The sequence below is a fragment of the Ensifer sp. genome (assembly GCF_031989085.1).
In the GTDB taxonomy this organism is placed as follows: Bacteria; Pseudomonadota; Alphaproteobacteria; order Rhizobiales; family Rhizobiaceae; genus Ensifer.
Window position 1 is genome coordinate 267,379 of the sequence record NZ_DALZXU010000008.1, and the last position, 24,195, is coordinate 291,573.

The following is a 24,195-nucleotide window of genomic DNA, read 5'->3' on the forward strand; positions in this document are numbered from 1 at the left end:
TTCCCCTTGGGCATTGAGACGATGGCGTGCAGGGCCGGCTCCGAGCACCGGTTCCGGCCCTGCATGGACGCTGCCCGCCGGGAGGCGGCGGGCCATTCGCGTCAGTACTTGCCTTCGTCTTCGAAGATGTCCTTCCAGTCCTCGGCCAGACCGTCGAGCGCATCCTTTGCGGTGCCCTGTTTCGCCACGACATAATCGTGGAAGCGCTTCTGGGACGCCTGGAGCAGGGACGCGTAGGACGGTTCCGCCCAGAAGTCCTTCACGATCGCCATCGAATCGAGGAACGTCTGCGCATAGGGCTGGCTCGTCGCAAAGCCCGGATCCTCGACGACCGAACGCAGGGCCGAATAGCCGCCGAGCGACCACCACTTCTTCTGGATTTCGGGCTGCGCGAACCACTTGATGTAGTCGAGCGCTTCCTGCTGCTTGTCGGAGGCGGCAACGACCGAGATCCCCTGCCCGCCGAGCTGGGCGAACTGGATGCCGGTCGGGCCGGCGGGGTTGGCGAAGTAGCCGGACTTGTCGCCGCCGACATTGGCATCGACGTGAATGCCCGGCCACGTGAAGGCGAAGTTCATCTGCAGGGCGACCTGGCCCGACTTGTAGGCGTCGATGTCCTCCGACATGTACGCGTCGGAATGGCCAGGAGGCGTGCAGCAATCGTAAAGCGCCTTGTAGAACTCCAGTCCCTTGATCGCGTCGGGAGAGTTTACGAACCCGTCGAGCTCATAGGCTTTCTTCGGGTTTCCGTATTCGAAGCCGAAACTGTAAAGCACATCCATGGCACCCATGGTGATGCCTTCCGAGCCGCGCTCAGTGTAGATCGCGGCGCCGTAGACGGTCTTGCCGTCGATTTTCCGGCCCTGGAAGAATTCGGCGATATCTTTCAGTTCCGCGAAGGTCTTCGGCACGCCCAGGTCACGGCCGTATTTCTGCTTGAACTCGGCCTGCAACTCGGGGCGGGAGAACCAGTCCTTGCGATAGGTCCAGCCGACCACGTCGCCGAACGCCGGCAACGCCCAATAGTTCGGCGTGTTCTTCGGCCACTCCGCGTAACCGACGACGGTTGCCGGAATGAAATCGCTCATCTTGATCCCTTCCTTGTCGAAGAAATCGTTGAGCTTGATGTATTGACCGTTTTCGGCCGCGCCGCCGATCCACTGGCTGTCGCCAATCATGAGATCGCACAGCTTGCCGCCGGAGTTCAGCTCGTTCAGCATCCGGTCTGCGAAGTTCGGCCATGGCACGAATTCGAACTTCATCGTGTTGCCGCTCTTGGCTTCGAAGTCCTTGCTCAACTCGACGAGCGCGTTGGCCGGATCCCAGGCCGCCCAGCAAAGGGTCAGCTCCGCAGCCGAAGCCTGCGTGCCGGCAGCGCCTGCAATGGAGACGTAGGCTCCCACGATGAGTGTGGAGCTCAAGAGTATCGATTTCATTGTGGGGTTCCTCCTCCCAGTGCCTTCCGACCTCCATCGGAAGGATCAAAACGCCCGAGCCGGGCGGTTGGCGCATCGAAATCCTTTGTGGCTTGCGGCTCACGCATTGACGATCGGAGCCCGCGTCCCTAGCAGGATGATTCATAACTGAGGTGCGCACCTCAACGCAAGTGATTTTTGAGGTGCGCACATCAATTGTTGATTTCACGCCTGAATTAGTGGAGTAGATTGCAAGACGTTCACACCGGGAGTTCCGCATGCGGCCAACGGCCAAAGATCTCGCTGAGGCTGCAGGGTTAAGCCTTGCAACCGTCGACCGCGTCCTCAACGACCGGCCGAACGTCAGTGAGAAGGCCGTTCGCAAGGTGAACGAGGCCATTGAAAGAATTGGCTTTATTCGCAATCCGGCCGCAGTCAGCCTTGCCCGCAACAAGAGCTATCGCTTCCGCTTCATTCTTCCCACGACCGGCGATCTCTACCTGGCCGAACTGATCCAGCGGGTTGAGGAAGCGCAGGCCCTCATGAAGGGCGACCTCGTCGATATCGACGTCGTGCAGATATCGGTCGACGACCCTCACAGGGTGGCGAAGTACCTGTCGGAAATCGACGAGGACGTCTTTGACGGCATCGCCCTGATGGCACCGGAATCGCCACAGGTCCGCGACGCGATCGGCCGCCTCATCGAGCGCGGCATCAAGTTCGTGCAGTTTCTGTCCGGACAGGAAAAACTGCCGACCGCCGATTTCGTCGGTGTCGACAACTTCGCCGCCGGGGCAACCGCTGCCAAGATCATCGGTCGTTTCGTCGGCGGCAAGCCGGGCAAGGTTTTGGTCGTCGCTGAGACGATGCAGTCGCTGGACAGCATCCAGCGCCGCTTCGGTTTTGACAACACGATCAACCGGCAGTTTCCCCATCTCCAGTGTCTGCCGTCCATCGAGACCCATGGCGATGAACGCAGGGCCGCACAGGTGGTCAGTCGGATCCTGGAAAGAAACCAGGACATTGTCTCGATCTACGTGCTCAGCGCAGAAGCCCGCATCCCGCTGGAGGGAGCAGCCGCCTTCACCGATCTTCGCCCGCTGACGGTCGTCGTTCACGAGCGCACCCCCTTCAGCGAAAATGCGCTGCGCGATGATCGCATCGATGCTGTCATTGCCCAGGACCCCGGCCATGCCGTCAGGAGCGCGATCCGTATCATGCGCGCGCGTGCCGACGCGCGCGAACCCTACGCCGCACAGGACAAGATCCGCATCGAGGTCCTTCTCAAGGAAAATCTCTGATCGAGATTTCAACGCCCCCTCTGGCATGGCCACGCGCCGTCCTTTGCGCGCAAGGAACCCGGTAGTTTTGAGAGGCGAAAAGCCGCCGCCGCCGGGCAATCATCAGTTAACGAATGAAAGGCATGCTCCCGCCAGTTGCCGACACCCCTGCCCCCGCCGGCAACTCAAAACCGCAATCCAAACCCTGGATTGCGGTTTCCCCCCTTCGGAGCAGCACATGGGCTATGATTGGAATGGCGCCCGCTGGCGACGCGTCAGAATGGCCAGATACGGCACTGCGGTGGCATTGGCAGGTCTGCTCGTTGCTGTCGCTGCACAGGTCGTGACCAAAGCCCTTTAACGCCGCCGACCTTGCCTGCTTGCCCGTCGTCCGCAATGTTTTGCCCCCCGCTGACGATCAACACCTCTCCCTATTTCACCCGTTAAGGGCCGGCGCACGCGACGTCGGCGGCACAAGAGCGACCGCTGCCAGCTGCAAATCCCGTTGCCGGACGAATTCGCGCCCGACCGCTCCTCCGCAACACGCGCACGAGGTGGATTGCCTCGCATGATGCATTGCACCATATAGTCCCATCAAAACACCAAGGCACAGCATCCGGAGTACAGATGACCACCGTGCGTAACGAAGCTTCGGCCCCACAGACCGAAACGCGCAAATTTCTTGTCCTGTTGCTTGGCTGCGTCGGCGTCGTCTACGGCGACATCGGAACGAGCCCGCTCTACGCGTTTCGCGAGGCGCTGCGCCCGTTTTCCGCCGATGGCGTGCACGATAACGAGGTGATCGGCCTCATCTCGCTGATGGTCTGGACGCTGACGATCATCGTGACGTTCAAGTACGTGCTGTTTCTCTTGCGCGCAGACAACGACGGCGAAGGCGGAACGCTGTCGCTTCTCGCACTCCTGATGAAAAAGACGGGCAACTTCATGCCCGTGCTGTTTTTTGCCGGACTGATCGGGGCGGCCCTGTTCATCGGCGACGCCATGATCACTCCGGCGCTGTCCGTGATGTCGGCGCTGGAGGGCATGAAGCTCGTCACCCCGGCCTTTTCCGGCTACGTGCTGCCGCTGTCGGCCGCGATCATGGTCGTGCTGTTCTCTGTCCAGTCGAAGGGCACCCAGGCGGTTGCCAAGTTCTTCGGGCCGATTACCGTGGTGTGGTTTCTTGCCATGGCATGGGGCGGCCTCATCCACATCGGCGACGACTGGACGATCCTCCAGGCGCTCAATCCGGTCAACGCCCTCTGGTTCATCACCCATGCCGGCTGGGCGGGGCTGGTCGTGCTCGGCGCCGTGTTCCTGACCGTGACCGGGGCAGAAGCGCTCTACGCCGACCTCGGCCATTTCGGGCGAAAGCCGATCAGCACCGCCTGGTTCTCGCTCGTCTTTCCTGCCTTGGCGCTCAACTATCTCGGCCAGGGTGCGCTCGTGCTCAGCCGGCCCGAGGCCGTCGAAAACCCGTTCTTCCTTCTCTACCCGGAATGGTCGCTGTTGCCGATGGTGATCCTCGCGACGATGGCGACCATCATCGCCAGCCAGGCCGTCATCACCGGCGCTTTCTCGCTCGCAAGACAGGCGGTCCATCTCGGTTTCCTGCCACGCCTGCTGATCAAGTTCACATCCGAGACCAACACCGGGCAGATCTACGTGCCCGCCGTGAACGTCCTGCTGTTCGTCGGTGTGATCGTGCTGATCTTCTCCTTTGGCGATTCGGAATCGCTTGCCACCGCCTACGGCATATCGGTCACCGGCGCGATGGTGGTGACGACGATCATGGCGTTCCAGTTCCTGCGCTCCGTGTGGGGATATTCCACGCTTCTAGCGGCGCTGCTGCTGCTGCCGCTTTTGGCCATCGAGAGCGTCTTCCTTGTCGCCAACCTGCTCAAGATCCACGATGGCGGCTGGGTGCCCGTCGCGCTGGCGCTTGCCATCATGCTCATCATGTGGACGTGGACGCGCGGGTCGCGCATGCTGCGGGAGAAGACGGCGCGCCACGATGTCCCGCTCGAGACCTTCATCCGCTCCATCGAGAAATCGACGCACGCGCCGCAGACGGTGCGCGGCACCGCGGTCTTCCTCACCAGCGTGGGCGACAAGACGCCGGCGGTCCTTCTCCACAACATCAAGCACAATCACGTCCTGCACGAAAACAACGTCATCCTGACCGTGCGCACGTCGGACCATCCTTACGTCGCGCAGGAAGACCGGGTAACGCTGACGAAGCTTTCCGACAGGTTCACAAGACTGGAACTCTGCTTCGGCTTCATGGACGAACCCAACGTTTCCAAGGCGCTGTCGCTTTGCAAGAAGGCCGGCTTCAAGTTCGAGATCATGCAGACCTCGTTCTATCTCGGCCGCAGGACGCTCATCAGCGATCCGAACTCCGGCCTGCCCCGCTGGCAGGACAATCTCTACATCGCGCTCGCCGGGCTCGGCATCGATCCGTCATCCTACTTCAAGCTACCCGCCAACCGGGTCGTCGAGATCGGCGAGCAGGTGACGATCTGAGCGCAGCCAGCGCCGGGCGACGTTCGGCGGGGGCGGCCATCCCGGTACCGGGCAAGCAATCCAACAGCGGACCACGCACATGACAGTCATCGCCTCCTATCTGTACCGTGCCGGCAAACGCGCAGACGAGGTTCCGCTCGCGGCGAAACCCCTCGACGCCCGCGAAGGCGAATTCGTCTGGATCGGGGTCAGCGACCCGACTGCGGACGAAATGGCCAATCTCCAGGCCATGTTCGGCCTGCATCCGCTGGCGGTCGAGGACGCACTGAACGGCAAGCAGGTTCCCAAGGTCGATATCTACGGCGACCAGTTGTTCGTCGTCATCAAGACGGCCCACCTCGAAGGCGAGAAGATCGCCTATGGCGAGACCTGCATCTTCGTCGGCAAGCATCACCTCGTCTCGGTGCGCCACGGCTCGGCGCGCTCCCACAGCGAACTGCGCCAGCAACTCGAACAGTCGCCGCAACTGCTCGAGCATGGGCCCGATTATGTGCTGCACGGCATCATCGACTTCGTCGTCGACGGCTACCTGCCGATGGTCGAGACGCTCGAGGACAAGATCCTGGAGCTGGAAAAGCACGTGCTCATGTCCTTCCTGCAGCCCGAGCAGATCAGGCGCGTCTTCCGCATGCGCCGCCACGTCATCCGGTTCCAGCGCGTGCTTGGGCCGATGGGCGAAGTGGTGGGAAAGCTGAGCCACCTCGACCTGCCCTGTATCGACGACAACGCAAGGCCGTTCTTCAAGGACGTGCACGATCATGTCAGGCGCGTGGAAGGGTTGGTCAGTGGCCTTCGTGAAATCATGACCTCGGTCTTCGAGGCCTCGAACCTTCTCGAGCAGCAACGCCAGGGCACCATCACCCGCCAGCTTGCCGCCTGGGCGGCAATCCTCGCCGTGCCGACAGCAATTGCCGGCATCTACGGCATGAATTTCGAGAACATGCCGGAACTCGCGACGCGCTACGGCTACTTCGCCGTCCTCGGCGTCATCGCCACGCTGTGCGCCATTCTCTACTGGCGGTTCAAGAAATCCGGCTGGCTCTAGCAGCATCCCGCCGGTCAACACACGGGCGTCCGGGCAGCGGGCGCGAAATCGCGGCATCGCTCCATGTTTCCATTCGGAAAATTGTGTCTATGAATGCTTTGGGAACGCAAGGCACATTCGATCGTGAAACATGGCAGCGAATAAAAGCAACCGAAACAGCATCGCGCAGAAGCCCAAAACCCTCCTGCAGCAGCTTGCCGCCGAGCCGCAGATACTGTTTTCGGGCGCGTTTCGCCAACAATATGCGGCATTGTGTTTCCGCTATCGCAACGGCGGCCCGGACGTCGAGGTCCTGGTCATGACATCGCGCGGCAGCGGCCGTTGGGTCATTCCCAAGGGATGGCCGATGAAGAAGAAAAAGGCGCATGAGGTTGCGGCAATCGAAGCCTGGGAAGAAGCCGGCGTCAAGGGCAAGGTCCGCAAGGACCCGGTGGGCAGATACACCTATTTGAAATGGCTGGAGAACGGCGACGTGGCCCCGGCCATTGTCGACATCTATGAGGTGGAGGTCCTGGCCATGGCCGATGGCTTCAAGGAAAAAGGTCAGCGCGAATTGGCTTGGGTCTCACCCGCCGAGGCGGCAAGGCGGGTGCGCGAGGTCGAGCTGAAATCGTTCCTGGTCGAGTTCAGACCCGGCGCGGAGGCCAACCGCAGGAACGGGAAACTCAGCGATGGCTGAGACAGTCACGACAGAGCGCGGGCAGATGCGCCAAGCGAGCGTCACCACCCGCTGATCAGTACTGTGGACGCCGCGATCAGCTGTTGGCGCGGGCCCTGGATCATTCGCATATCTGTCGCAACGGTGACATATTCTGACAATGATCAATTGCACGGCATGGATAGCGATTGTTAGATACCCCTAATTCATGGATGCTCATGCCTGGAGAATTCGAAACCGTGAGCACCGCTGGAACGCAGTTCGAAGCGACGCGGCGCGACCATTTGGGGGATTGATGGAAGAGGATCGCGAGCGCACGTTTGTCGTGGATCTACCCGATGCCGACACGGCGGACTCCGGAATTTTCACCTGGGATATCGTCCAGGACCGCGTCTACGGCGATGCCGCGCTGGCGGAACTGTTCGGTCTTGCCGCCGACGAAACCAATCGTGGACTACCTTTGAAACTCTACCTGGCGCGCGTTCATCCCGACGATCGGCCGCAGCTGGCCAGGAAAATCACCGAGACGATCGTTGGCGGACGGGCACAGCAGTCTACCTATCGCGTCAGGACACGCGGCGGTCGCTACGTTTCCGTCATTGCTTTCGGCCGATGCTTTCGCAATCGCGAAGATACGCCGGTGCTCTACTCCGGCATCGTTGTTCTTGAAAGCGCGACCTCGACCAACGACAACCGCCGACACTGAGCCAGGAGGCGCCGAACTCCAAGGCCCCGCCGAGGAACATGGCTCTGCGCGCAACATACGGGACCCAGCCCGGATGGTCTGCGGCCGGTGGCCACTCTGCGCTTTCGTCGGGCGAGACCACATGTGAAATCGCCAAGAGCAGCAGGAGCGCAACCGTTCATGTCGTCACCGCCGGCACGACAGGCAACGACATGCGCAACGATCGGCCCCGCCTCGCCCGCAACTGAAGGCGTTGGCCGCTACGCGGCCGCCTCACGCCTGGGCAGCACCCAGTTCGGTCGCGGAAAATGGCAGGTATAGCCATTCGGATAGCGTTCCAGATAGTCCTGGTGTTCCGGCTCCGCTTCCCAGAAATCCCCGGCCGGCTCGACCGAGGTCACGGCTTTTCCCGGCCACAGGCCAGACGCATCCACATCGGCGATGGTGTCTTTGGCAACGCGCCGCTGCTCCTCGCTGATAACGTAGATCGCCGAGCGATAGGAGGTGCCAACGTCGTTGCCCTGGCGGTTGAGCGTGGTCGGGTCGTGGATCTGGAAGAAGTATTCGAGAATCCGGCGGTAGCTGATGACATCCGGATCGAAGACGATCTCGATCGCTTCGGCATGGGTGCCATGGTTGCGATAGGTCGCATTCGGCACATCGCCGCCAGTATAGCCCACGCGAGTGTTGATGACGCCGGGCAGCGCACGGATGAGATCCTGCATGCCCCAGAAGCAGCCACCGGCCAGAACGGCTTTTTCGGTCATTTGATGGTCTCCACTTGATCTGGATCGGCACCATAGCCCCAGGCTCGGTTTTCATCGAGTAAAATGAACGGCAAATCTGCGGGCCGATTTTCAAACATTGGTGATCCGATCGATGTCGTCCTCGGCCGAAGAGGCAGCCTCGCTCGGTCCACAAGCCCACACTGCGTCGTGGGATCGAACGCCTTCCGGCGGCCTGCAAAGCGGATGGCGCGCTGTCGGTGCCGTGTAGCGGCGCCATCCGGTGTTCCGGTGCAGGCCAACTCGAGATTGTGGGCAACACCCCCTTGCATCAGCCAGAATCGTTGTTTAGAATCATTCTAAATTATGATTTCGAGGCTCAACTTTAACGGGCCGCAACACCGGAAGGAGACTACCCATGTCCAGCAACGTGTCGTGCGACAGCTGCGCATTCTACGAAAACCACGTCGCCAACAGCGCAGCCGTTGCCGCCGAAGCTGGTCTCTGTCGCTACAATCCGCCGGTCTCCCAGCCTGACGCAAACGCGCGCGGGCTCTGGCCGGTGGTCACGGCCAACGACTGGTGCGGCCACTTCGCCTCGGAACACAAGACAAACTGAGCTTTCGAATCCCATGAACGTGCCTGACGGCGAACATCGCCGTCAGGCTTTTTTTGGCCCGCCCGCAGCACAATTCGGCCGCGCCTGGCGAGCGCGGTGGCGGGCATACCGGCGCTGCACAGCGGCTTTGCCGGAGCCGCCCGAACCATTTACACTGCGGACGATCGCACATGATCAAACCAGCAGCGACCGGATCCAGCGCCATGCACAGATACGTCGTCACCATCACGCAAGAAATTGATGCCGATACAGCCGAAGAGGCAGCTTTGCTGATGTATGCGGAGCTGACGAGACGGCCGCCTCCCTTGACCTATTCGGTCACCGATGAGGCAATGGCCAGGAAAGAGCTGAGCCTTGAGCGGGACAAGGCGGATGAATTCGCCCGCGTCGACCATACCGCCGACCCCGGAAATTGGTAAGGGCTTAGCGCCCGCGCGATCCCGCTCGACGCAGCGTCGACGTCGACAGCACGTCACCTCGGCCCACCCTTGACGGATCAGCGTTCGTCCGGGTCCAGCTGTCCGAGGGCCACTTTCTGGAACAGCCTCGCTGCCTCCGTCCGATTGCGCGCGTTCAGCTTTTGCAGGATCCGCGTCATGTGATGTTTGACGGTCTTTTCCTGCAGCTCGAGTTGGTTGCCGACTTCCTTGTTGGTACGCCCATCGGCGACCAGCTTCAGGATCTGCTCTTCTCGCTGCGTGAGATGGGCAAACGGCCGGTCGACGCCTGCGGCCACCTCTGGTTCGTCCACCCTCGGTCCGCGCATTTCCCTGAGGATCTTGCCCGCCAGCGTCGGAGAAACGTAACTTTCGCCGGCAACCACACCCATGATTGCCTCGACGAGCGTCGAAGCGCTGACACCCTTGAGAACGTAACCCCGCGCGCCGCTCTTCAAGGCGCGAAAAAGGTCGGCGTCGTCCTCCGAAACGGTCAGGACGATGATGCGGAATTGCGGATCGACGTCCAGGATCCGCGTCAGCGCCGCATGGCCGCCTCCGGGCATGGAAAGGTCGAGCAACATGAGATCGGGCTTATGCTCGATGAAGAGCGTGACGGCATCGTCCGCGCTGGCGCCTTCCGCCACGACCGTCAGCTCCGGCACTTCGGAAAGCGTCCTTGCCACACCGCGGCGAAACATCGGGTGGTCGTCGACGATAACGATTCGCAGCGGATTGCCTGACACTCACGCGTCCCTTCCCGGAAGTTCCATGAAAACCCTGGTACCTGAGTTCGGTTTCGACACAAGCTCGAATCGCCCCCCGAGCCCTGCCAACCGCTCCTTGAGCCCGATCAGGCCGAGCCCTTCGCTGCTCTCAGGGCGCTCGAAGCCTATGCCGTTGTCGAGCACTTCGATGGTTAAGTTGGCAGCCACGCGCGCGACCTCGATACGCAAGCGCGTTGCCTGCGCATGTCGCGAGGCGTTGCTCAGGGTTTCGCGGATGAACCGAAAGACGCAGATCTTCTGCGCATGCGTCAACTCCGGTAACGGCCCGTTCGTATTGAGCTCGACCTTGGTCTTTGCCTGCGCCTCATGGGCACCGACTGCGCGCGCGACGACAGCCTCGGTCGTCAGCTCGTCGAGTTCAGGCAAGGTCAGCCCTCGGCAAATGTTGCGAATGTCGCGCATCGCCTCATCCAGAGATTGCCTGATCAACTCGGCATCCTCATCGTCCCGGTGCTGGCTCAAGGCCTCCAGACGCAAAGATGCAAAGGCCAGCATCTGCGCTGGACCGTCGTGCAATTCCGCCGAAAGCCGACGCAGATAGCGTTCGTTGAGGGTTGCCGCGCGGTGGTTGGCCTCATCCGCGCGCGTTCGAAGCGCACGGTTCTCCGCCAGCATCTGCGAAAGGGCCTGCACCTTCTCGCCGAGGCGAAGACGCTGGCGCTCAATCTCGCGACTGCCTCGCGCGACGATGCCATAGAGCGCCAGGAACATCGCCAACGTCACTCCACCGACGACGAGCCAGCTGTTTCTGCTGGTCGTCGTCAGTTCCGCCTTCAGGCCGTCCGCAAGCTCATAGAATTCCGCCACCGCCATGACCCTCCCCGACCAGGGCTCGATGACCGGACTGTAGATTTCCAGCAGCGCCCTGCCGCTTTCGCGCTCATGGCTGGCCTCTTCGCCTTCGAGCGCGTCGAACTCGCCATAGACCCGTCCTGCAAACGCACTCGTCAATCCTTCCGTGCGGGGATATTTCCGCCCGACGATCGTGTCCGTCGTGCTGTAGATCACCGTTCCGTCGGGCGCCCAGATCTTGAAGGAGTGCAGCCGGCGGCTGAGCGCGCCTTGCTGCAACACCTCATCCAGCGCCGTTCTTGCGTCGTCGCTGAGCACCGTCGAGGTCGACAGCTGCTGGGCCAGGGGGGCGATGATGCTTTCGACATAGAGGGCGGTCGCATTGGCGGCATTGTGCGTCACCGCCTCCTGGATCCGGGTGGTGACCCAGGAGCCGACGATAACCATGGCGATCAGGACGACCACAGCCCCCGCAAGACAGAATTGCGCCGCGAGGCTCAGGCGGGACCGCATGTGAAGCAGGGGCATGGCGAAACTTTGGAACGTCATGCCCCAGCTTATGCGCAAGCCTTGCCGGACGAAAGACGACATTAGCCCCTCCTCGACTTCTTTGGTCCGATACGGATCAGACCAAGGTCCGGCTGTGAAAACGCATTGGCCCTAGGACGCTATCGGCGGCGCGATTGGAAGCCTAGATGCCCCTTGCGGTCCTGTCGGAACGGAGCCGCGGGCAAGCACGGCTGGAACGCGATGATGACCGATCTTACGTTGGGGATACTGCGCAACCTCTTACCCTTTTCCGGCTACCCCTATCGCGGCCGCCTGATCGGCTGCCCGGTATGCCAGAAGCAGGAATACAGAAAGCTCGCCAGTCTCGATCGCAGACTGAAGCGATTGCCAACCGTGGTCTGCAACGGATGCGGTCTGTTCTTCACCAACCCGATGCCGAGCGACAACGAACTGTCGACCTACTACGAGAGCTACTATCGCTTCGACTATCAGCTGAACGCGGGGTCGCCCAAGCCGCGACACATCGTCAAGCGCAAGCGCGAGGCCGAAAAGCGATACGAGGAGATCAAGGACTGGCTGCCATCCAAGGCAAGGACGCTCGATTTCGGCGCGGGCTCGGGAGAATTTATCCTGAGGCTTCTGGATGCGGGGCACGACGCGCATGGCTTCGAGCCGGGCGAAGGCTATGGCCAGTATGCGCAAGAGCAGTTGCAGGGCCGTGTTCAACTCGCAAGCTGGCAGGATGTGGACTATCGCGCCGAGTTCGACCTGGTGACGTGTTTCCATGTGCTGGAACATCTGAACGATCCCCTGGCTGCCCTGCGGCGCGCCAGCCAGTGGCTGCGGCCGGACGGGCTGCTCTTCATCGAGGTTCCGAACAGCCTGCGCTGGTTCGGCGACAAGGGTTTCGGCAGTTTTCATTTCGCCCATGTCGTCGGGTTCAACCGCTTCAATCTGGAGCTTGCTGCAGCAAAAGCGGGGCTCGCAGCGGTAAAGGTGATTTCATCGACCAGCATCGTCTTCCGCCGTTCCCCAGGCCGGATCGATGTCGATACCCTCGCTCGAAATGCCAAGGCCACGACCGAAAACACCCTTCAAGCCACCTCTCCCGTGTCAGCGTTCGTGCGCCACAAGATCCGCAAGTTCAGCATGATCAGGTAAGACGGCATGCGTCAGTCGGCGCGTCACTCCGGCAGTCCGGCCTTGCGATAACCGTCGACGAAATGGGCGAGCGTGGCGGCGTCGCGAAACGGTTCGGTGGCCGCCCAATGGCCGATCGTAAAATGCGGATTGCCGACAAGGAACAGCTCCACTTCCGCCCGCGCCTCGTCCAGCCGGCCCAGTTGAGCAAGGCTTGCCGCCAGGAAACGGCGTGAACTCGTTCGATACGTCTCTTCGCGTCGCAGGGTCTCGACGGCGGCTTCATACGCACCAACCGCATAGTGCGCCTGACCGAGCGCCAGATAATACCAGCTCGCCGGAAAAGGGTTCAGTCGAAACGCCTTCTGGATGTGCGCGAGCCCTTCTTCGGCCCGCCCGGCAAGGATCGCGATATCAGACAGCGCCGCCCAGGTGTCGGCCTCGTTCGGATCGAGTTCCATCGCCGTGGCGAACTCCCGATCCGCCTCTGCGAAGTGTCGCTCATAGGCAAGAAGGTAGGCGAGGATCCACCGGCAGCCGGCAGAAATGGGGTCGAGCGCAACAGCTTTTTGCGCCAGTTCCAGGGCCATTTTGCGGCTTGCCTCGGTTGGTCCGTTAGCGTGCACCCATCCCATCCAATGGTTCATGGCAAGCCAACGATAGGGCTCGGCGTAATCAGGATCGAGCGAAACGGCACGCTTCAGCATCAGATGGGCTTCGCGCGCCGCCTGCGGGCTATCATCCATCAGCTTGCGCGCTCGAACGCATAGATCGTAAGCCTCGATGTTTCTCGGCCGATTGCGCGGCGGCGGGGCGCGTAGCTGGCCCTGCAGCGCTTCGACGATCTTGCCGATGACCTCGTCCTGAACTGCAAAAATGTCGTCAAGGTCGCGATCGAAGCGTTCGGCCCAGAGATGCTCGCCACTGCTTGTATCGACGAGCTGGGCGTTGATGCGCACGCGCCCTCCGGCGCGGCGTGCGCTGCCTTCCACCAGGTAGCGCGCGCCAAGATCGCCTGCGATCGTGCGCAGATCGGCGGCTTTTCCCCTGTAGGCGTAAGACGAATTGCGCGCGATGACGGACAGGCCCTGGATCTGCGAGAGATCGGTGATCAGGTCCTCGGTCAGGCCGTCAGCGAAGGTTGCCTGCTTCGGGTCGTTGCTGATGCTGACGAAGGGCAGAACGGCAATCGATGGCCGATCGGGCGGTAGCACGGGTTTTCGCGTCACGCCGCCGAACTGTTCGACGGAATTGGTGAAGCGATAGCCGACGCGCGGGACCGTCGAGATCCATTCGCGGTCGTCGGCGGCCGGACCGAGCAACTTGCGCAGCTGCGCGATCTGGACGGTCAAGTTGCCCTCCTCGACGGCCATGCCCGGCCACGCCGCGTCCATCAGCGCGGCCTTTTCCAGAATCTCGCCCGGCCGTTCGGCAAAGGCTTCAAGCAGCTTCAGCGCGCGGTAGCCGAGGGCAACGGGCACTCCATCCCGAAGCAGCGTTCCCGCAGCGGGATCAAGCACGAACGGACCAAAGGCAAAAAGCGATCCCTGCATAAGGCGCATCTTTAATAGGTTTGGAAGTTTTTGGAACTGTTTGGCCGCACTTAAGGACGGCGCCGCACGCGCCCTGCAGACTTCAATCTCCATCAGGTCAAAGGGGCGCTGAGTGCGCAAGCCCACTGGAGTCCGTCATGAACGCTATCCTCGCACCACGCCAGATTTTTCCGGGATGGCCTGGATCATGCACAACGATGCCAGAAGGGCGAGCCGGCATGTCGAGGCGTCGACCGCCAGGCCTTTCCGGCAAGCACAGGGCCGTTTCTCCATGACCGCCGAAAGCACCACATCGGCACGAGAGGGCCGAGCCCCCTGGGCGGCCATGGCGGGGATCATTGCGACCGTGACCGTCTTTGCCGTCGCGCAAGGGCTGACCTATCCGCTGCTGAGCTTTATCCTGGAGCGGCAGGGCACAGCCCCCCTCCTCATCGGCCTTTCGGCGGCGATGACGCCCCTCGGCTTCATCCTGTCGGCACCCGTCATTCCAATGCTGGCGCGGCGGATAGGCGGCGCGCGCCTGGCGATCCTGTGTTCTCTCCTTGCGGCATTCACGCTGGCCGCGATCGCCTGGACGCAGGACGTCTGGTCATGGATGCCGCTGCGCCTTCTGCTCGGCGGCTTCGCCAATCCGCTGTCGGTGATCAGCGAGACCTGGCTGGTGCAGATCACGCCCGCGTCCCGCCGGGGCCGCATCATGGGCCTTTATTCGTCGGTGGTTTCCGCCGGGTTCGGCATTGGTCCATTGTCGCTGGGCCTCGTCGGCACGCAAGGCTGGGCACCGTTCGCCATCGGCATCGTCGCCTTTCTGGTCTGCGGACTGATCGTGCTTGCCGTGGTTCCGCGCTTGCCTTCCATGCCGAAGGTGGGCGAAGCAACGTCGGTCGCCGGCTTTATTATGTTGGCGCCGATCCTGCTTTTCGCGGTCGCAACGGCGGCCGCGTTCGAGCAGACCCTGCTTTCCCTGATTGCGGTCTACGGCGCCGCACTCGGTGCCGCCGAACAGCACATAGCTCCGCTCATCACCTGCTTCATCGCAGGCAATGCCGCCTTGCAGATCCTCCTCGGGCGGATGTCGGAGCATTTTGGTTCAAGGCCGATCCTGCTGTTGTGTTGCCTGGCTTCCCTGGCCGGCTGCTTGTTGCTGCCGTTGCTCTTCGACACGTGGCTCATCTGGCCGCTCGTGTTCGTCTGGGGCGGCGTTTCGTTCGGGATCTACACCCTGTCGCTGATCCAGCTCGGCGAGCGGCTCACCGGACAAGCCTTGATCGCCGGCAACGCGGCCTTCGCATTTGCCTGGGGACTTGGCGGCATCGTCGGCTCGCCTGCAACCGGTCTGGCAATGCAACTGGTCGGACATCAGGGATTGCCGATGTCACTAGGGCTTCTGTGCAGCGTGCTGGTGGTTCTCGTGATGGCGGAGCGCAGGCCGGGCGGATGGGGACGAAAGCGCGTTCGACCCGACACTTGAGGGAACAAACGTCCACGCCCGGCGTTCTGCGGCGAACCGGAGGACATGCACATGCAATCCATGATCTGGGATCATCCCGTCAGGGTCGGAACGATGGGTGAGCGCTGCATCAACGGCCCGCAGGATGCCCTGCAATATCTCAGCGAGTGGCCGCAGGGAGGCTGGTTCTACGAAAGAGCCAGAAATCGCTGCCATGCCGCGCTGGAGCGCGGCGAGGGACTGGGGCTTTCGCGCGCAGCCTTTATCGGCGCTGCCATCGAATGCTCGTTTCCGATCGCCGAGGACGACATCGCTTCCTGATCTGCCAGTTGCGCGGGCCTTGAGGGTAAGCCTTTCGCGCAGGGCACCCGTTGCCCCGCTTCGGCTCGCAACCGGCGACCGTCTCATCAACGCCGTGAATCGATCCGCCCCGACCGATTCAAAACTCTCATTGGACGCGGATTCTCCCCTGGCCGATGCTGCGCGCATGATCGAGCAATATTCCAATCTCTACTTTCAACGCATAGACCCGAGCCGAAACATGGCGCGCTACTATGCGCTCTCGATACAGCCGACGCTCTTTGGCGAAATCGCCCTGATCCGGGCCTGGGGACGCATCGGAACGCTCGGCCAGGAGATGCGCCACCTCTTCGCCTCCGAGGCGGAAGCCGTCACCATGTTCCGCCACATCGCCCGCAAAAAGAGCGCGAAAGGCTATGTTGCCAAGACAAGCTGTGGAAAATCCCCTGGGCAAGCCGCCGTTGAGGCGCAAGCCCGATGACATCGGGCCCATTCGCGCAAAGTATCATCGCGTCAAGAACGAGGAGGAACATCATTTGACAACGACAACCGAAATTGCGGAAAAGATCGCCAGCGACCATGGCCTGACGAAAGTTCAGGGCAAGGCCGTCGTCGAGGCCGTGCTCGCGGCGATCTCCGCCGCCTCGGTCTCCGGCAACGAGACCTCCCTGCCGGGCTTCGGCAAGTTCAAGGTGAAGGCAACACCGGAGCGCGAAGCCCGCAACCCGGCGACGGGCGCGACGATCAAGGTCGCCGCCGCCAGAAAAGTATCCTTCGTGCCGGCAAAGGCACTGAAGGACGCCCTCAACAAGTAAGCGACGAAACCTGGCCCCGCCCGGCGGCGGGGCCGTTTCCCCATGCCAGGCTTTGCCCCATCTTACTCGGGCCGCCGATAAAGCTGGCGACGGCCAGGCCGAGGCCACAAGGCGCCAGCGCCATTACGCGCGATATCACCACCTCCCGCTGAATTCAGGACCGTCGATGACACTGGTCCGACGGTCGAACATTGGGCGGGGATACTCGCGAATTCATGAGATCGCGCCATAAATCGTCCCCTCGCCTCATGACGACTGGCCGATCGCCGTCGAGCTATGCTCGCAGGCGTAGATTAAAGACAATCTTAACAATGACTTATAGCCAGGAAGCGCCTGCAACGCGGCAGTGTCTTCGGGAGAACGGGCGGCGGCGTGTGCGCGATCCGCCAAGTCCGAACGGCAAAGCGCCGTCAACGACTGCTCATTGACGGCGCCCCTCACCACAAGCCCTTCTTCTCAAAGGCACCTCTAGTTATTTGACGAAAAAATCTTCGTCAATGGATGAAACATCAAGTTTCTTCCTAAAGCATATATTAGCATATCAGTATATTATTAGGAGATCATTGAGTAATTCCTTGTCATTAATCTGCAATAAAACTGTAATGCGATGACGTTGCAGGCGTGCAACACTCCTATTCTTAATACAAGCACAACGGCAACTCCGATAAACTTGTTGGTTATTTTTCGTTTCTACGTGTTAGTCATCGCTGCGCTGTCCATCCAAGAGCAATCGCGGATGAGTCTGTTTCGTAGCAGCGCGAGCGAGGTAGCCGGGAATCTCTGGGGGACATCCAGGATCGGCCCTTGTTGACCCTGATAACCAAAGAGAGAACCATCGCATGAGCATCAGAAGCCTCCTCCTCGGTTCCGCAGCCGCATTGGCCGCGACTTCCGGCGCCCAGGCAGCCGACGCAATCGTCGCAGCCGAGCCGGAGCCCATGGAATACGTTCGCGTTTGCGACGCCTTCGGCACTGGCTACTTCTACATCCCGGGCACCGAAACCTGCCTGAAGATCGGTGGCTTCATCCGTTTCCAGACCGCATTCGGTCCCGACGCAGCGGACAGCCGTTACAAGCAGGTTGACTCGACCGGCGCAGACCGTTCGTCTTCGGACTGGGATGCCTTCTCGCGCGCTTACATCTCGTTCGACGCCAAGAGCGACACCGAGTACGGCACGCTCACCGGCTTCTTCGCCGCTGAATTCAACGCCGACAACGACACCGACGCTGGCGACAGCTTCATCGACGTCGACGAAGCCTACATCCAGCTCGGCGGCCTGAAGGCCGGCTTCTTCTACAGCTGGTGGGATAAGGGCATCAACGGCGAGTCCGATTCGCTCGGCAACAACACCGAGTTCAACTCGATCGCCTACCTCTACGACGGTGGCTCGTTCCAGGCTGGTGTTGCAGTTGACGAACTCGAAGGCACTTCGACGAAGTCCAACGGCGTTGGCGTTCAGGGTATCGTTTCGGCTTCGGTCGGCGGCGTATCGTTCGACCTGCTCGGCGGCTACGACACTGAAGTTGAAGAAGGCGCAATCCGCGCTCTGCTTTCGGCTGATCTCGGCCCGGGCGTCTTCCAGCTCGCTGGTGTATGGGCTTCCGACCCGAACGCTTACTGGAACGCTTCCGAGTGGACCGTTGCAGCTTCGTATGCCTTCAAGGCAACCGACAAGCTGAAGATCACCCCCGGCGGTCAGTACTGGAGCGATCTGCGCTCTGGCAACACCTTCGACAGCGGTCTCGACAAGTGGCGCGCTGGCGTTACCCTCGACTACGCAGTCACCGAAGGTCTGGCGACCCGCGTATCGGTTCAGTACAACCAGGAAGACCTGACGGCTACGACCGACCGCGACTACGTCTCGGGCTTCGTTCGCCTGCAGCGCAACTTCTAATCTGAACGTCGTTCAGATTAATGGACCCGCGGCAAGACTTTGCCGCGGGTCTTTTGTTCAGGACTGTGCTTCCTGCAAGTCATGGCGATGAACGCGCTTCATCGTCGGTCCAGCTCGTGTTTGTCGAGCGAACACACTTCAGCGCCGTGATCGCGTCACCGAAGGAAATGGCTTGGGAACAAGAGATAAGGATTTGGGCCAGCCTTGCGCAGGAGGCCCGTCGATGACGTTAGCCGTCGAACCGTCCGTTGGAGATATCCTCGGCCGAATCGACTGAAACGGCGACATTCACGCCCCTGATGACCGAACCTCCGGCATTTTGCACGTCGACGACAGCCTGAAGTCCGCCTTTGACCGGTGCCGTCAGCGGCGCGACGGTCCCTGCATCGATGTCGACGACATAAAGTCCTGCCTCGCCCACGAAACCTAAAATCGCAACTTTTGCCATGCACGTTTCTCCATTCGGTCCGATTTCTAGAAGCCTGCCTTCTTGAGACCTTCACGATAGATGTCTTTGTGCCATTTTTCCTTAATGGGAACGACGGACAGCCAATTTTCTACATCGAACTCCGGATGTGTTTCGCGCGTTCTCGCCACGAACGTCTGGGCCTTGTCGCGGTGGCCGAGCATGGCCCAACTTGCGGCGGAGAGCCTGTCGGCCAGGCTGCCATCCGCCATCCTGTCGATGTATTCGAGCGCTTCCTCAAAATGACCGAGGCCATAGCGAGCGCCAGCTGCCGTCCAGAGGTAGGAATCCGGGCTTATGGGATTGAGCTCGATGGCCCGCTCGATCGTCCGGCATGCGCTGTCCAACCGCGAGCAATGCGCCAAGGCGTCGGCATGATCGGCGATGATATCCGCATAATGCGGGCTGAGGGTCTCGGCCACTTGCAACGTCTCGACGCTTTCGTCGAGCGCGCCCTGGAGCAACTTCGCGACCCCGAGTTCGCGATAGCCATCCGCCATGTCGCTGCTCGTGCGTATGGCCTGCAGCGCGTAGGCTTCAGCCGACTTTAGCAAGTTGCTTTCGCCGCGCGCCGTCAGCAGCCACTCCTCCGAGTAGGTTCGCGCAAGCGAGCTGAGCGCCGGTGCGAAATGGGCGCTATCCGCAAGAACCGCTTCCATCTCCTTTCGGGCTCGATGCAAGTTGGGCAACGTCAGGCGATCGAAGAACTGCCGTCCGAGCAGATAGCGGTGGTAGGCGGCAGGGTTGCGATCGAAGTTGTTGCGCGTGATCCGGTGGCGCTCGATCTCGCTTGCGACCGAGAGAGCCAGACGCCCGGATATGTCCCGTCTGTTCTGCGCGAAGCGCGCACTATCGAGGCTGAGCCGTTCGGCCCAGACGATCTCGCTCGTGGGAAGAAACACTAGCTGCGAGAACAGGGAAAGCGCCTCGTTCGCGCCGCTCAACCGCGTCTCGAGCACATAGGTCAGACCGTGATGCTCCAGCATCGCCAACTGGTCTTCCGTATTGCGGCTTATCTGCAGGGCCGAATATGGCGCCAGCACCTGGACACTGTTCAGCACGCAAAAGCCGATGGTGATGTCCTCCAGAAGGGAGGTCACGATCATCGCGGCAGCGGGTTCGCGGCTGAAATTGTTTGGCAGCAGCAGTGCGAGCCGCGGCAAGCATGGCCTCTGCAGCGCCGTTGAAGCGCTCGGCTCGGCTGCCTCCGGGACAGCCACGCGCGCGGCGATCCTGGCTGGTGGCGGCGCCGCTTTCTCCATCATCCAGGAGGAGAGCATCTCGTTTCGCCGCTCGAACGTGCGCCGAAGATGTTCGACCTCACCCTGGACGTCATAGGCCTGGAGCAGGAATTTTCGGGCAATCTGATCGTTGGAGTCCGTCAGAAGGACAAGCAGCGCCGCCTGTTGGACGGCGGCACGCTGATCGGCAGTCTTGGCCAGCGACGCCATCATGCGCATGGCATGGTCGAGCGCCCTCAGCTGACGCTCCCGCTGATGCGCCAGCCATTGATCGAACGCTGGATTCTGAAGCTCGGTCTTGTCCAGAAAGGCCGATCGAAGCTGATCGACGAGTTCCTTGATCTCATCGAACGAGCCCTCGGGCTCGGCGATGCCAAACAGCGACACATCGCAGGTGACCAAGGATGGCTTGAGCTCGATCCCGCGGCTGGAGAAGCCAAGGATCTGCGCATCGAGTTCGGCCTGACGGCCCTTGATCCGCGAGATCAACCGTCGCAGGTTGGTGAAGGCGGCTGCCTGCGCCCCACCTCCCCAAAGCAGGTCTGCGACCTCCGTCCTGGTGGCGGTCCGCCGGCCGGTGGAAAAAAGATAGGCCAGGATCACGAGCGCCTTCGCGGGGAACGCGACAGCGCGCCCACTCTCGTCAAGCAGCTCCAGCCCCCCGAAAGTCCGAAGGCGGAAGATCGTAGACTGTTGTTGGCAGCCTGAATCCACTCGATCGACCTCTATCCGCTTCCCCCACGACCCTGAGTTGACGTAAGGGGAAGATCATATTGAAGTCAACTTCAAGTTTTGGGTGGCGGTGGCTGCCTCCACAATCGAGCCGGCGTCTTTCCATCTCTCATGCCAGCCTGCGTCACACTCCACACGGCCGCCGCTCCAAACGGGCTTCACTGCCCGTGCCTCCGGGTACCGGTTTGCGTGTCTGCGCCTCAAGAGCGCTCGCACGCGGCACCGCGCGGGCGCAGACGTGAAAGGCTTCATCGAGCGCGGCGAAGTTCTGCGCCCGCCACAGGGCATAGTCGCCGAGGAACCGCGCCGAGAGCCAGAGGGACTTATGGCCACGCGATCCCTCCCAGCCGAGGCACCCCTTTTCCTGCGCTCGCGTCAACATACGTTTGACGTTGCTGGCTGATATTCCATAGCGTTCGGCCAGCGAAAGCACGTTGACCGAGCCGACGACGACCTTGCCATCGACAGGCGTGAAGTCGGCGATCTGAAGCATGAACTCATGGACGATCATTCCCCCGGATTCGCACGACAGAAAGTGCGCAATACTCTCCGGCAGAACGCGCCACGCCGCGTTCGCGATCAACGCCGCGGTCGCGCGCGGTTGGGCTCTGCGGAATATCCGCGGGTTCTGGACGCAGGCGTCGACGCGGCTGCCGCCATCCATGCGGTCGAGCGCGGCCATATGCCCGACGAACCAGCCGATCATGACCCTGTCGCCAACCGGCGTGGTGTCCAGGACATGGATCCGGCGATCATGCCGCGACGGGATTACCTGCAGAAACTTGTAGGCAAGCAGTTCCTTGAGGAAGGCATCCGCGGTATTCCGGCTCGCGACACCGATCGACGTAATGTGCTCGGCAAAGCGCGTGGCATTGAGCCCGGAGGCATCCTTGCCCGGCACCCGGCGCATACACAGGGCATACATCGCCTGCGTCATCAGCCATTTGCGGTGCGATGCGCCGAGGCGGGCAAACCGCGGCGCTTGCCGATGCATCTCAATCAGGTGGGCTGCCAACCTCTGATCCGCGAGATGAAGCGCCGGATGGCAGACAATCTCCTCGGCTGTCATGCATCCGAGCGCGGCGATCGCTCCAGATTTCCGTCGTGCCGCTTTCTCAAGCATCGTTTGGCACGACGCGGCCAAGCGATCGCGGCGTGGGCTGGCGCGCGCGATCACGCAAGACACGCTTGCCGGTTTGTCCCGGCGCGCAACAGCCGGCATCCCGAATTCGTCTGACATTTCCTGCGGTCATCCAGATGAACTCCACTTGCGACATGCATGCGCGATCAAACCGGCACCACGTCGGGGCGCCGGTCACGAAGCTACAGACAACGGTGCGATACGCCTGCGGTTTTCCGGCCGAACAGCGTTTCAGGTCATGCGACCGCGACGATGTTGACGTCTAGATCGCTTGGCCGTAGCGCAGAGGCGGCACGCCCCTTGCTCACCCCGAACTTGAACGCAGTCGCCACCGGTGTTGAACCTTGATCTAGAACCACTGTGCGGGCTCACGCCATACGGCAAGTGTCGTACTTCGCAAGCATTGGAGTTGCCGTAATCCCGCGAGCAGTGCAAACCGCTTGAGGGTGCGACGCCCGCCACCGCCCGGTGCGGCGGCTCAGAATTGTGCGAATATGCGCTTCAATCTGATGCCCAACGTGGCTGCACGTGCCACCATCAGCACCATCATGCCAAGCCAGAGCCCGTGATTGCCCCAGGCCTGCTGAAAGACATATGCGGCTGCCAGGAAGACGAGCGTGGAAAGGAACATGCTGTTGCGCAGTTCCTTTGTGCGGATTGCACCGATGAACACGCCATCGAGCATGTAACTCGTCACCGAGATCAGCGGCAGCACGACGACATAAGGAAGGAACTGGATCGCCGCGGCGCGAACATCCTCCTGGTTGGTCAGCAGCGAGATGATTGCGGGGCCTGCCAGCGCATAACAGAGCGAAAACAACAGCGCCACCAACCCAGACCACAGGAACGCCGCCTTGATCACCCGCCGAAGTGCGTCCTTTCGGCGTGCGCCGATGACCGAGCCGACAAGGGTCTCCGTCGCATGGGCAAATCCGTCGAGACCATAGGAAGTGATGCCGTGGAGGTTCAGCAGCACAGCATTGGCCGCCAGGATCGCATCGCCCTCCAGAGCGCCGCTGCGGGCAAACCAGCCGAAGCAGACGAGCAGGAAGAGGCTGCGCAGGAATATGTCGCGATTGACGGCAATCAGGCTTCTGAAGGCTGGGCCATTCAGCAGTTCGCGCAAAGCCAAGGGCGGCCCTGCGCTAAACGGGCGGACGATCATGAGGCCGGCAATGAACGCAACCCATTCGGCGAGCGCGGTGCCCGCACCGATGCCGGCGACGCCCCAGTCGAAGACGAAGACCAGCGTGACCGTCGCTGCAAGATTGATGACATTGAGCGCGATCTGCAGCGCGAGCGATATCATCACCCGCTGGCGGCCGAGCAGGTACCCGAGCAGCACGAAGTTCCCAAGTGCTGCCGGCGCCGACCAGATGCGAGCCGAGGCGTAGGCCACCGCACTTTCGTAGACCGCCTGGCTGCCGCCGAGGAAGTTCAGACCGATTTCGATGATCGGCTTTTGAAGAATGATGATGATCGCGCCGGCAGCGGCGGCGATCAGCAGCGCCCGCAGCAGATGCTTGCGCATCGAGGCTGCATCGTCTGCGCCCGATGCCTGGGCTACCAGGCCGGTGGTCGCCATGCGCAGGAAGCTGAAACTCCAGAACAGAAAATTGAACAGGACACCGCTGAGTGCGACGCCGCCGAGATACCAGGCGCCGGGAAGATGTCCCGCCACCATGGTATCGACCAGCGACAGCACCGGCTGCGCCAGATTGGCGAGGATGATCGGAAGCGCCAGCATGACCATGCGGCGGTTCCAGTTTTCCTGCAGCTCCGCAGGCGGCGAAATGTTCATCGCCTGCAAGGCCCTGCTGGAATGAAGCCCGCGATTGCATTGGTCTGCCTAGACATCATTCCCGCCCCTGTTTGGTACTTTCCCCTCGACTGAGCCTTGGCGCAGTCGCCCCTTATCCGGCTCCGTCTACCAGTCCATGACGACCTTGCCGGAGTTGCCGGAGCGCATGGCCTCGAAGCCA

General features: G+C 61.5%; 23 protein-coding genes. 14 read left to right on the forward strand and 9 right to left on the reverse strand.

Annotation, left to right across the window (positions count from 1 at the left end; genetic code table 11):
• Positions 1-101: 101 nt before the first annotated feature.
• Positions 102-1,436: an ABC transporter substrate-binding protein gene (locus tag RTP54_RS26090; RefSeq protein WP_312366568.1), complete on the reverse strand. Its 1,335-nt coding sequence runs from the start codon at positions 1,434-1,436 to the stop codon at positions 102-104.
• 257 nt (positions 1,437-1,693) lie between these two features.
• On the opposite strand from RTP54_RS26090, the gene RTP54_RS26095 reads away from it, so the two are divergent.
• The 5 genes from RTP54_RS26095 (at position 1,694) to RTP54_RS26115 (ending at position 7,630) form a co-directional block, all read left to right on the forward strand.
• Positions 1,694-2,716, forward strand: a complete 1,023-nt coding sequence (locus RTP54_RS26095) for a LacI family DNA-binding transcriptional regulator (RefSeq protein ID WP_312366570.1) — start codon at positions 1,694-1,696, stop codon at positions 2,714-2,716.
• A gap of 606 nt (positions 2,717-3,322) precedes the next feature.
• A complete protein-coding gene (locus tag RTP54_RS26100; RefSeq protein ID WP_312366572.1) occupies positions 3,323-5,221 on the forward strand; it encodes a potassium transporter Kup in 1,899 nt (632 codons plus the stop codon).
• A gap of 79 nt (positions 5,222-5,300) precedes the next feature.
• The gene (locus tag RTP54_RS26105) at positions 5,301-6,266 is read left to right on the forward strand and encodes a magnesium and cobalt transport protein CorA (protein WP_112810966.1); all 966 of its coding nucleotides are present in this window, start codon (positions 5,301-5,303) and stop codon (positions 6,264-6,266) included.
• Positions 6,267-6,396: 130 nt separating this feature from the next.
• Positions 6,397-6,945 (forward strand): NUDIX hydrolase, encoded by a 549-nt coding sequence (locus tag RTP54_RS26110; RefSeq protein WP_312366574.1) that lies wholly within the window; start codon positions 6,397-6,399, stop codon positions 6,943-6,945.
• Between the two features lie 274 nt (positions 6,946-7,219).
• On the forward strand, positions 7,220-7,630 hold the full coding sequence (locus tag RTP54_RS26115; RefSeq protein WP_112810964.1) for a PAS domain-containing protein: 411 nt from the start codon (positions 7,220-7,222) through the stop codon (positions 7,628-7,630).
• Between the two features lie 239 nt (positions 7,631-7,869).
• Here RTP54_RS26115 and msrA read toward each other — a convergent pair whose 3' ends face one another.
• Entirely contained in the window at positions 7,870-8,376 is a 507-nt protein-coding gene (gene msrA / locus RTP54_RS26120) for a peptide-methionine (S)-S-oxide reductase MsrA (protein ID WP_312366575.1), read from the reverse strand.
• A gap of 376 nt (positions 8,377-8,752) precedes the next feature.
• On the opposite strand from msrA, the gene RTP54_RS26125 reads away from it, so the two are divergent.
• Positions 8,753-8,953 carry a hypothetical protein gene (locus RTP54_RS26125; protein WP_112810963.1) on the forward strand — a complete coding sequence of 67 codons (201 nt, stop codon included), beginning with the start codon at positions 8,753-8,755 and terminating at the stop codon, positions 8,951-8,953.
• 203 nt (positions 8,954-9,156) lie between these two features.
• A complete protein-coding gene (locus RTP54_RS26130) occupies positions 9,157-9,372 on the forward strand; it encodes a hypothetical protein (protein ID WP_312366615.1) in 216 nt (71 codons plus the stop codon).
• A 77-nt stretch (positions 9,373-9,449) separates the two neighbouring features.
• On the opposite strand, the gene RTP54_RS26135 is transcribed toward RTP54_RS26130, so the two are convergent.
• Positions 9,450-10,136, reverse strand: coding sequence for a response regulator transcription factor (locus RTP54_RS26135; RefSeq protein ID WP_312366576.1), 687 nt, complete (start codon positions 10,134-10,136; stop codon positions 9,450-9,452).
• Positions 10,137-11,561 carry a sensor histidine kinase gene (locus tag RTP54_RS26140; RefSeq protein ID WP_312366578.1) on the reverse strand — a complete coding sequence of 475 codons (1,425 nt, stop codon included), beginning with the start codon at positions 11,559-11,561 and terminating at the stop codon, positions 10,137-10,139. It lies immediately after the preceding gene.
• A gap of 162 nt (positions 11,562-11,723) precedes the next feature.
• Here RTP54_RS26140 and RTP54_RS26145 point away from each other — a divergent pair, with 162 nt between their 5' ends.
• Positions 11,724-12,641: a class I SAM-dependent methyltransferase gene (locus tag RTP54_RS26145; RefSeq protein WP_312366580.1), complete on the forward strand. Its 918-nt coding sequence runs from the start codon at positions 11,724-11,726 to the stop codon at positions 12,639-12,641.
• 23 nt (positions 12,642-12,664) lie between these two features.
• Here RTP54_RS26145 and RTP54_RS26150 read toward each other — a convergent pair whose 3' ends face one another.
• On the reverse strand, positions 12,665-14,173 hold the full coding sequence (locus RTP54_RS26150; protein ID WP_312366582.1) for a winged helix-turn-helix domain-containing tetratricopeptide repeat protein: 1,509 nt from the start codon (positions 14,171-14,173) through the stop codon (positions 12,665-12,667).
• Positions 14,174-14,444: 271 nt separating this feature from the next.
• Between RTP54_RS26150 and RTP54_RS26155 the strand changes: the two genes are divergently transcribed.
• From RTP54_RS26155 to RTP54_RS26175, 5 genes are all read left to right on the forward strand, one after another.
• Positions 14,445-15,644: an MFS transporter gene (locus RTP54_RS26155; RefSeq protein WP_312366583.1), complete on the forward strand. Its 1,200-nt coding sequence runs from the start codon at positions 14,445-14,447 to the stop codon at positions 15,642-15,644.
• 51 nt (positions 15,645-15,695) lie between these two features.
• Positions 15,696-15,944 (forward strand): DUF982 domain-containing protein, encoded by a 249-nt coding sequence (locus tag RTP54_RS26160; protein ID WP_162704266.1) that lies wholly within the window; start codon positions 15,696-15,698, stop codon positions 15,942-15,944.
• Between the two features lie 166 nt (positions 15,945-16,110).
• Positions 16,111-16,404 (forward strand): WGR domain-containing protein, encoded by a 294-nt coding sequence (locus tag RTP54_RS26165; protein ID WP_312366586.1) that lies wholly within the window; start codon positions 16,111-16,113, stop codon positions 16,402-16,404.
• Positions 16,405-16,459: 55 nt separating this feature from the next.
• Positions 16,460-16,738 carry an HU family DNA-binding protein gene (locus tag RTP54_RS26170; RefSeq protein WP_112811029.1) on the forward strand — a complete coding sequence of 93 codons (279 nt, stop codon included), beginning with the start codon at positions 16,460-16,462 and terminating at the stop codon, positions 16,736-16,738.
• Positions 16,739-17,577: 839 nt separating this feature from the next.
• Complete coding sequence (locus RTP54_RS26175; protein ID WP_312366588.1) at positions 17,578-18,633, forward strand: porin; 1,056 nt, start codon at positions 17,578-17,580, stop codon at positions 18,631-18,633.
• A gap of 229 nt (positions 18,634-18,862) precedes the next feature.
• Here the strand turns inward: RTP54_RS26175 and RTP54_RS26180 are convergent, their stop codons facing one another.
• The gene (locus tag RTP54_RS26180; RefSeq protein ID WP_112812319.1) at positions 18,863-19,081 is read right to left on the reverse strand and encodes a hypothetical protein; all 219 of its coding nucleotides are present in this window, start codon (positions 19,079-19,081) and stop codon (positions 18,863-18,865) included.
• A gap of 26 nt (positions 19,082-19,107) precedes the next feature.
• Complete coding sequence (locus RTP54_RS26185; protein ID WP_312366589.1) at positions 19,108-20,379, reverse strand: hypothetical protein; 1,272 nt, start codon at positions 20,377-20,379, stop codon at positions 19,108-19,110.
• A gap of 30 nt (positions 20,380-20,409) precedes the next feature.
• Here RTP54_RS26185 and RTP54_RS26190 point away from each other — a divergent pair, with 30 nt between their 5' ends.
• Positions 20,410-21,048 (forward strand): hypothetical protein, encoded by a 639-nt coding sequence (locus RTP54_RS26190; RefSeq protein WP_312366591.1) that lies wholly within the window; start codon positions 20,410-20,412, stop codon positions 21,046-21,048.
• A gap of 148 nt (positions 21,049-21,196) precedes the next feature.
• Here RTP54_RS26190 and RTP54_RS26195 read toward each other — a convergent pair whose 3' ends face one another.
• Entirely contained in the window at positions 21,197-22,312 is a 1,116-nt protein-coding gene (locus RTP54_RS26195) for a hypothetical protein (protein ID WP_312366593.1), read from the reverse strand.
• A gap of 379 nt (positions 22,313-22,691) precedes the next feature.
• Complete coding sequence (locus RTP54_RS26200; RefSeq protein WP_312366595.1) at positions 22,692-24,014, reverse strand: MATE family efflux transporter; 1,323 nt, start codon at positions 24,012-24,014, stop codon at positions 22,692-22,694.
• Positions 24,015-24,195: the final 181 nt, after the last annotated feature.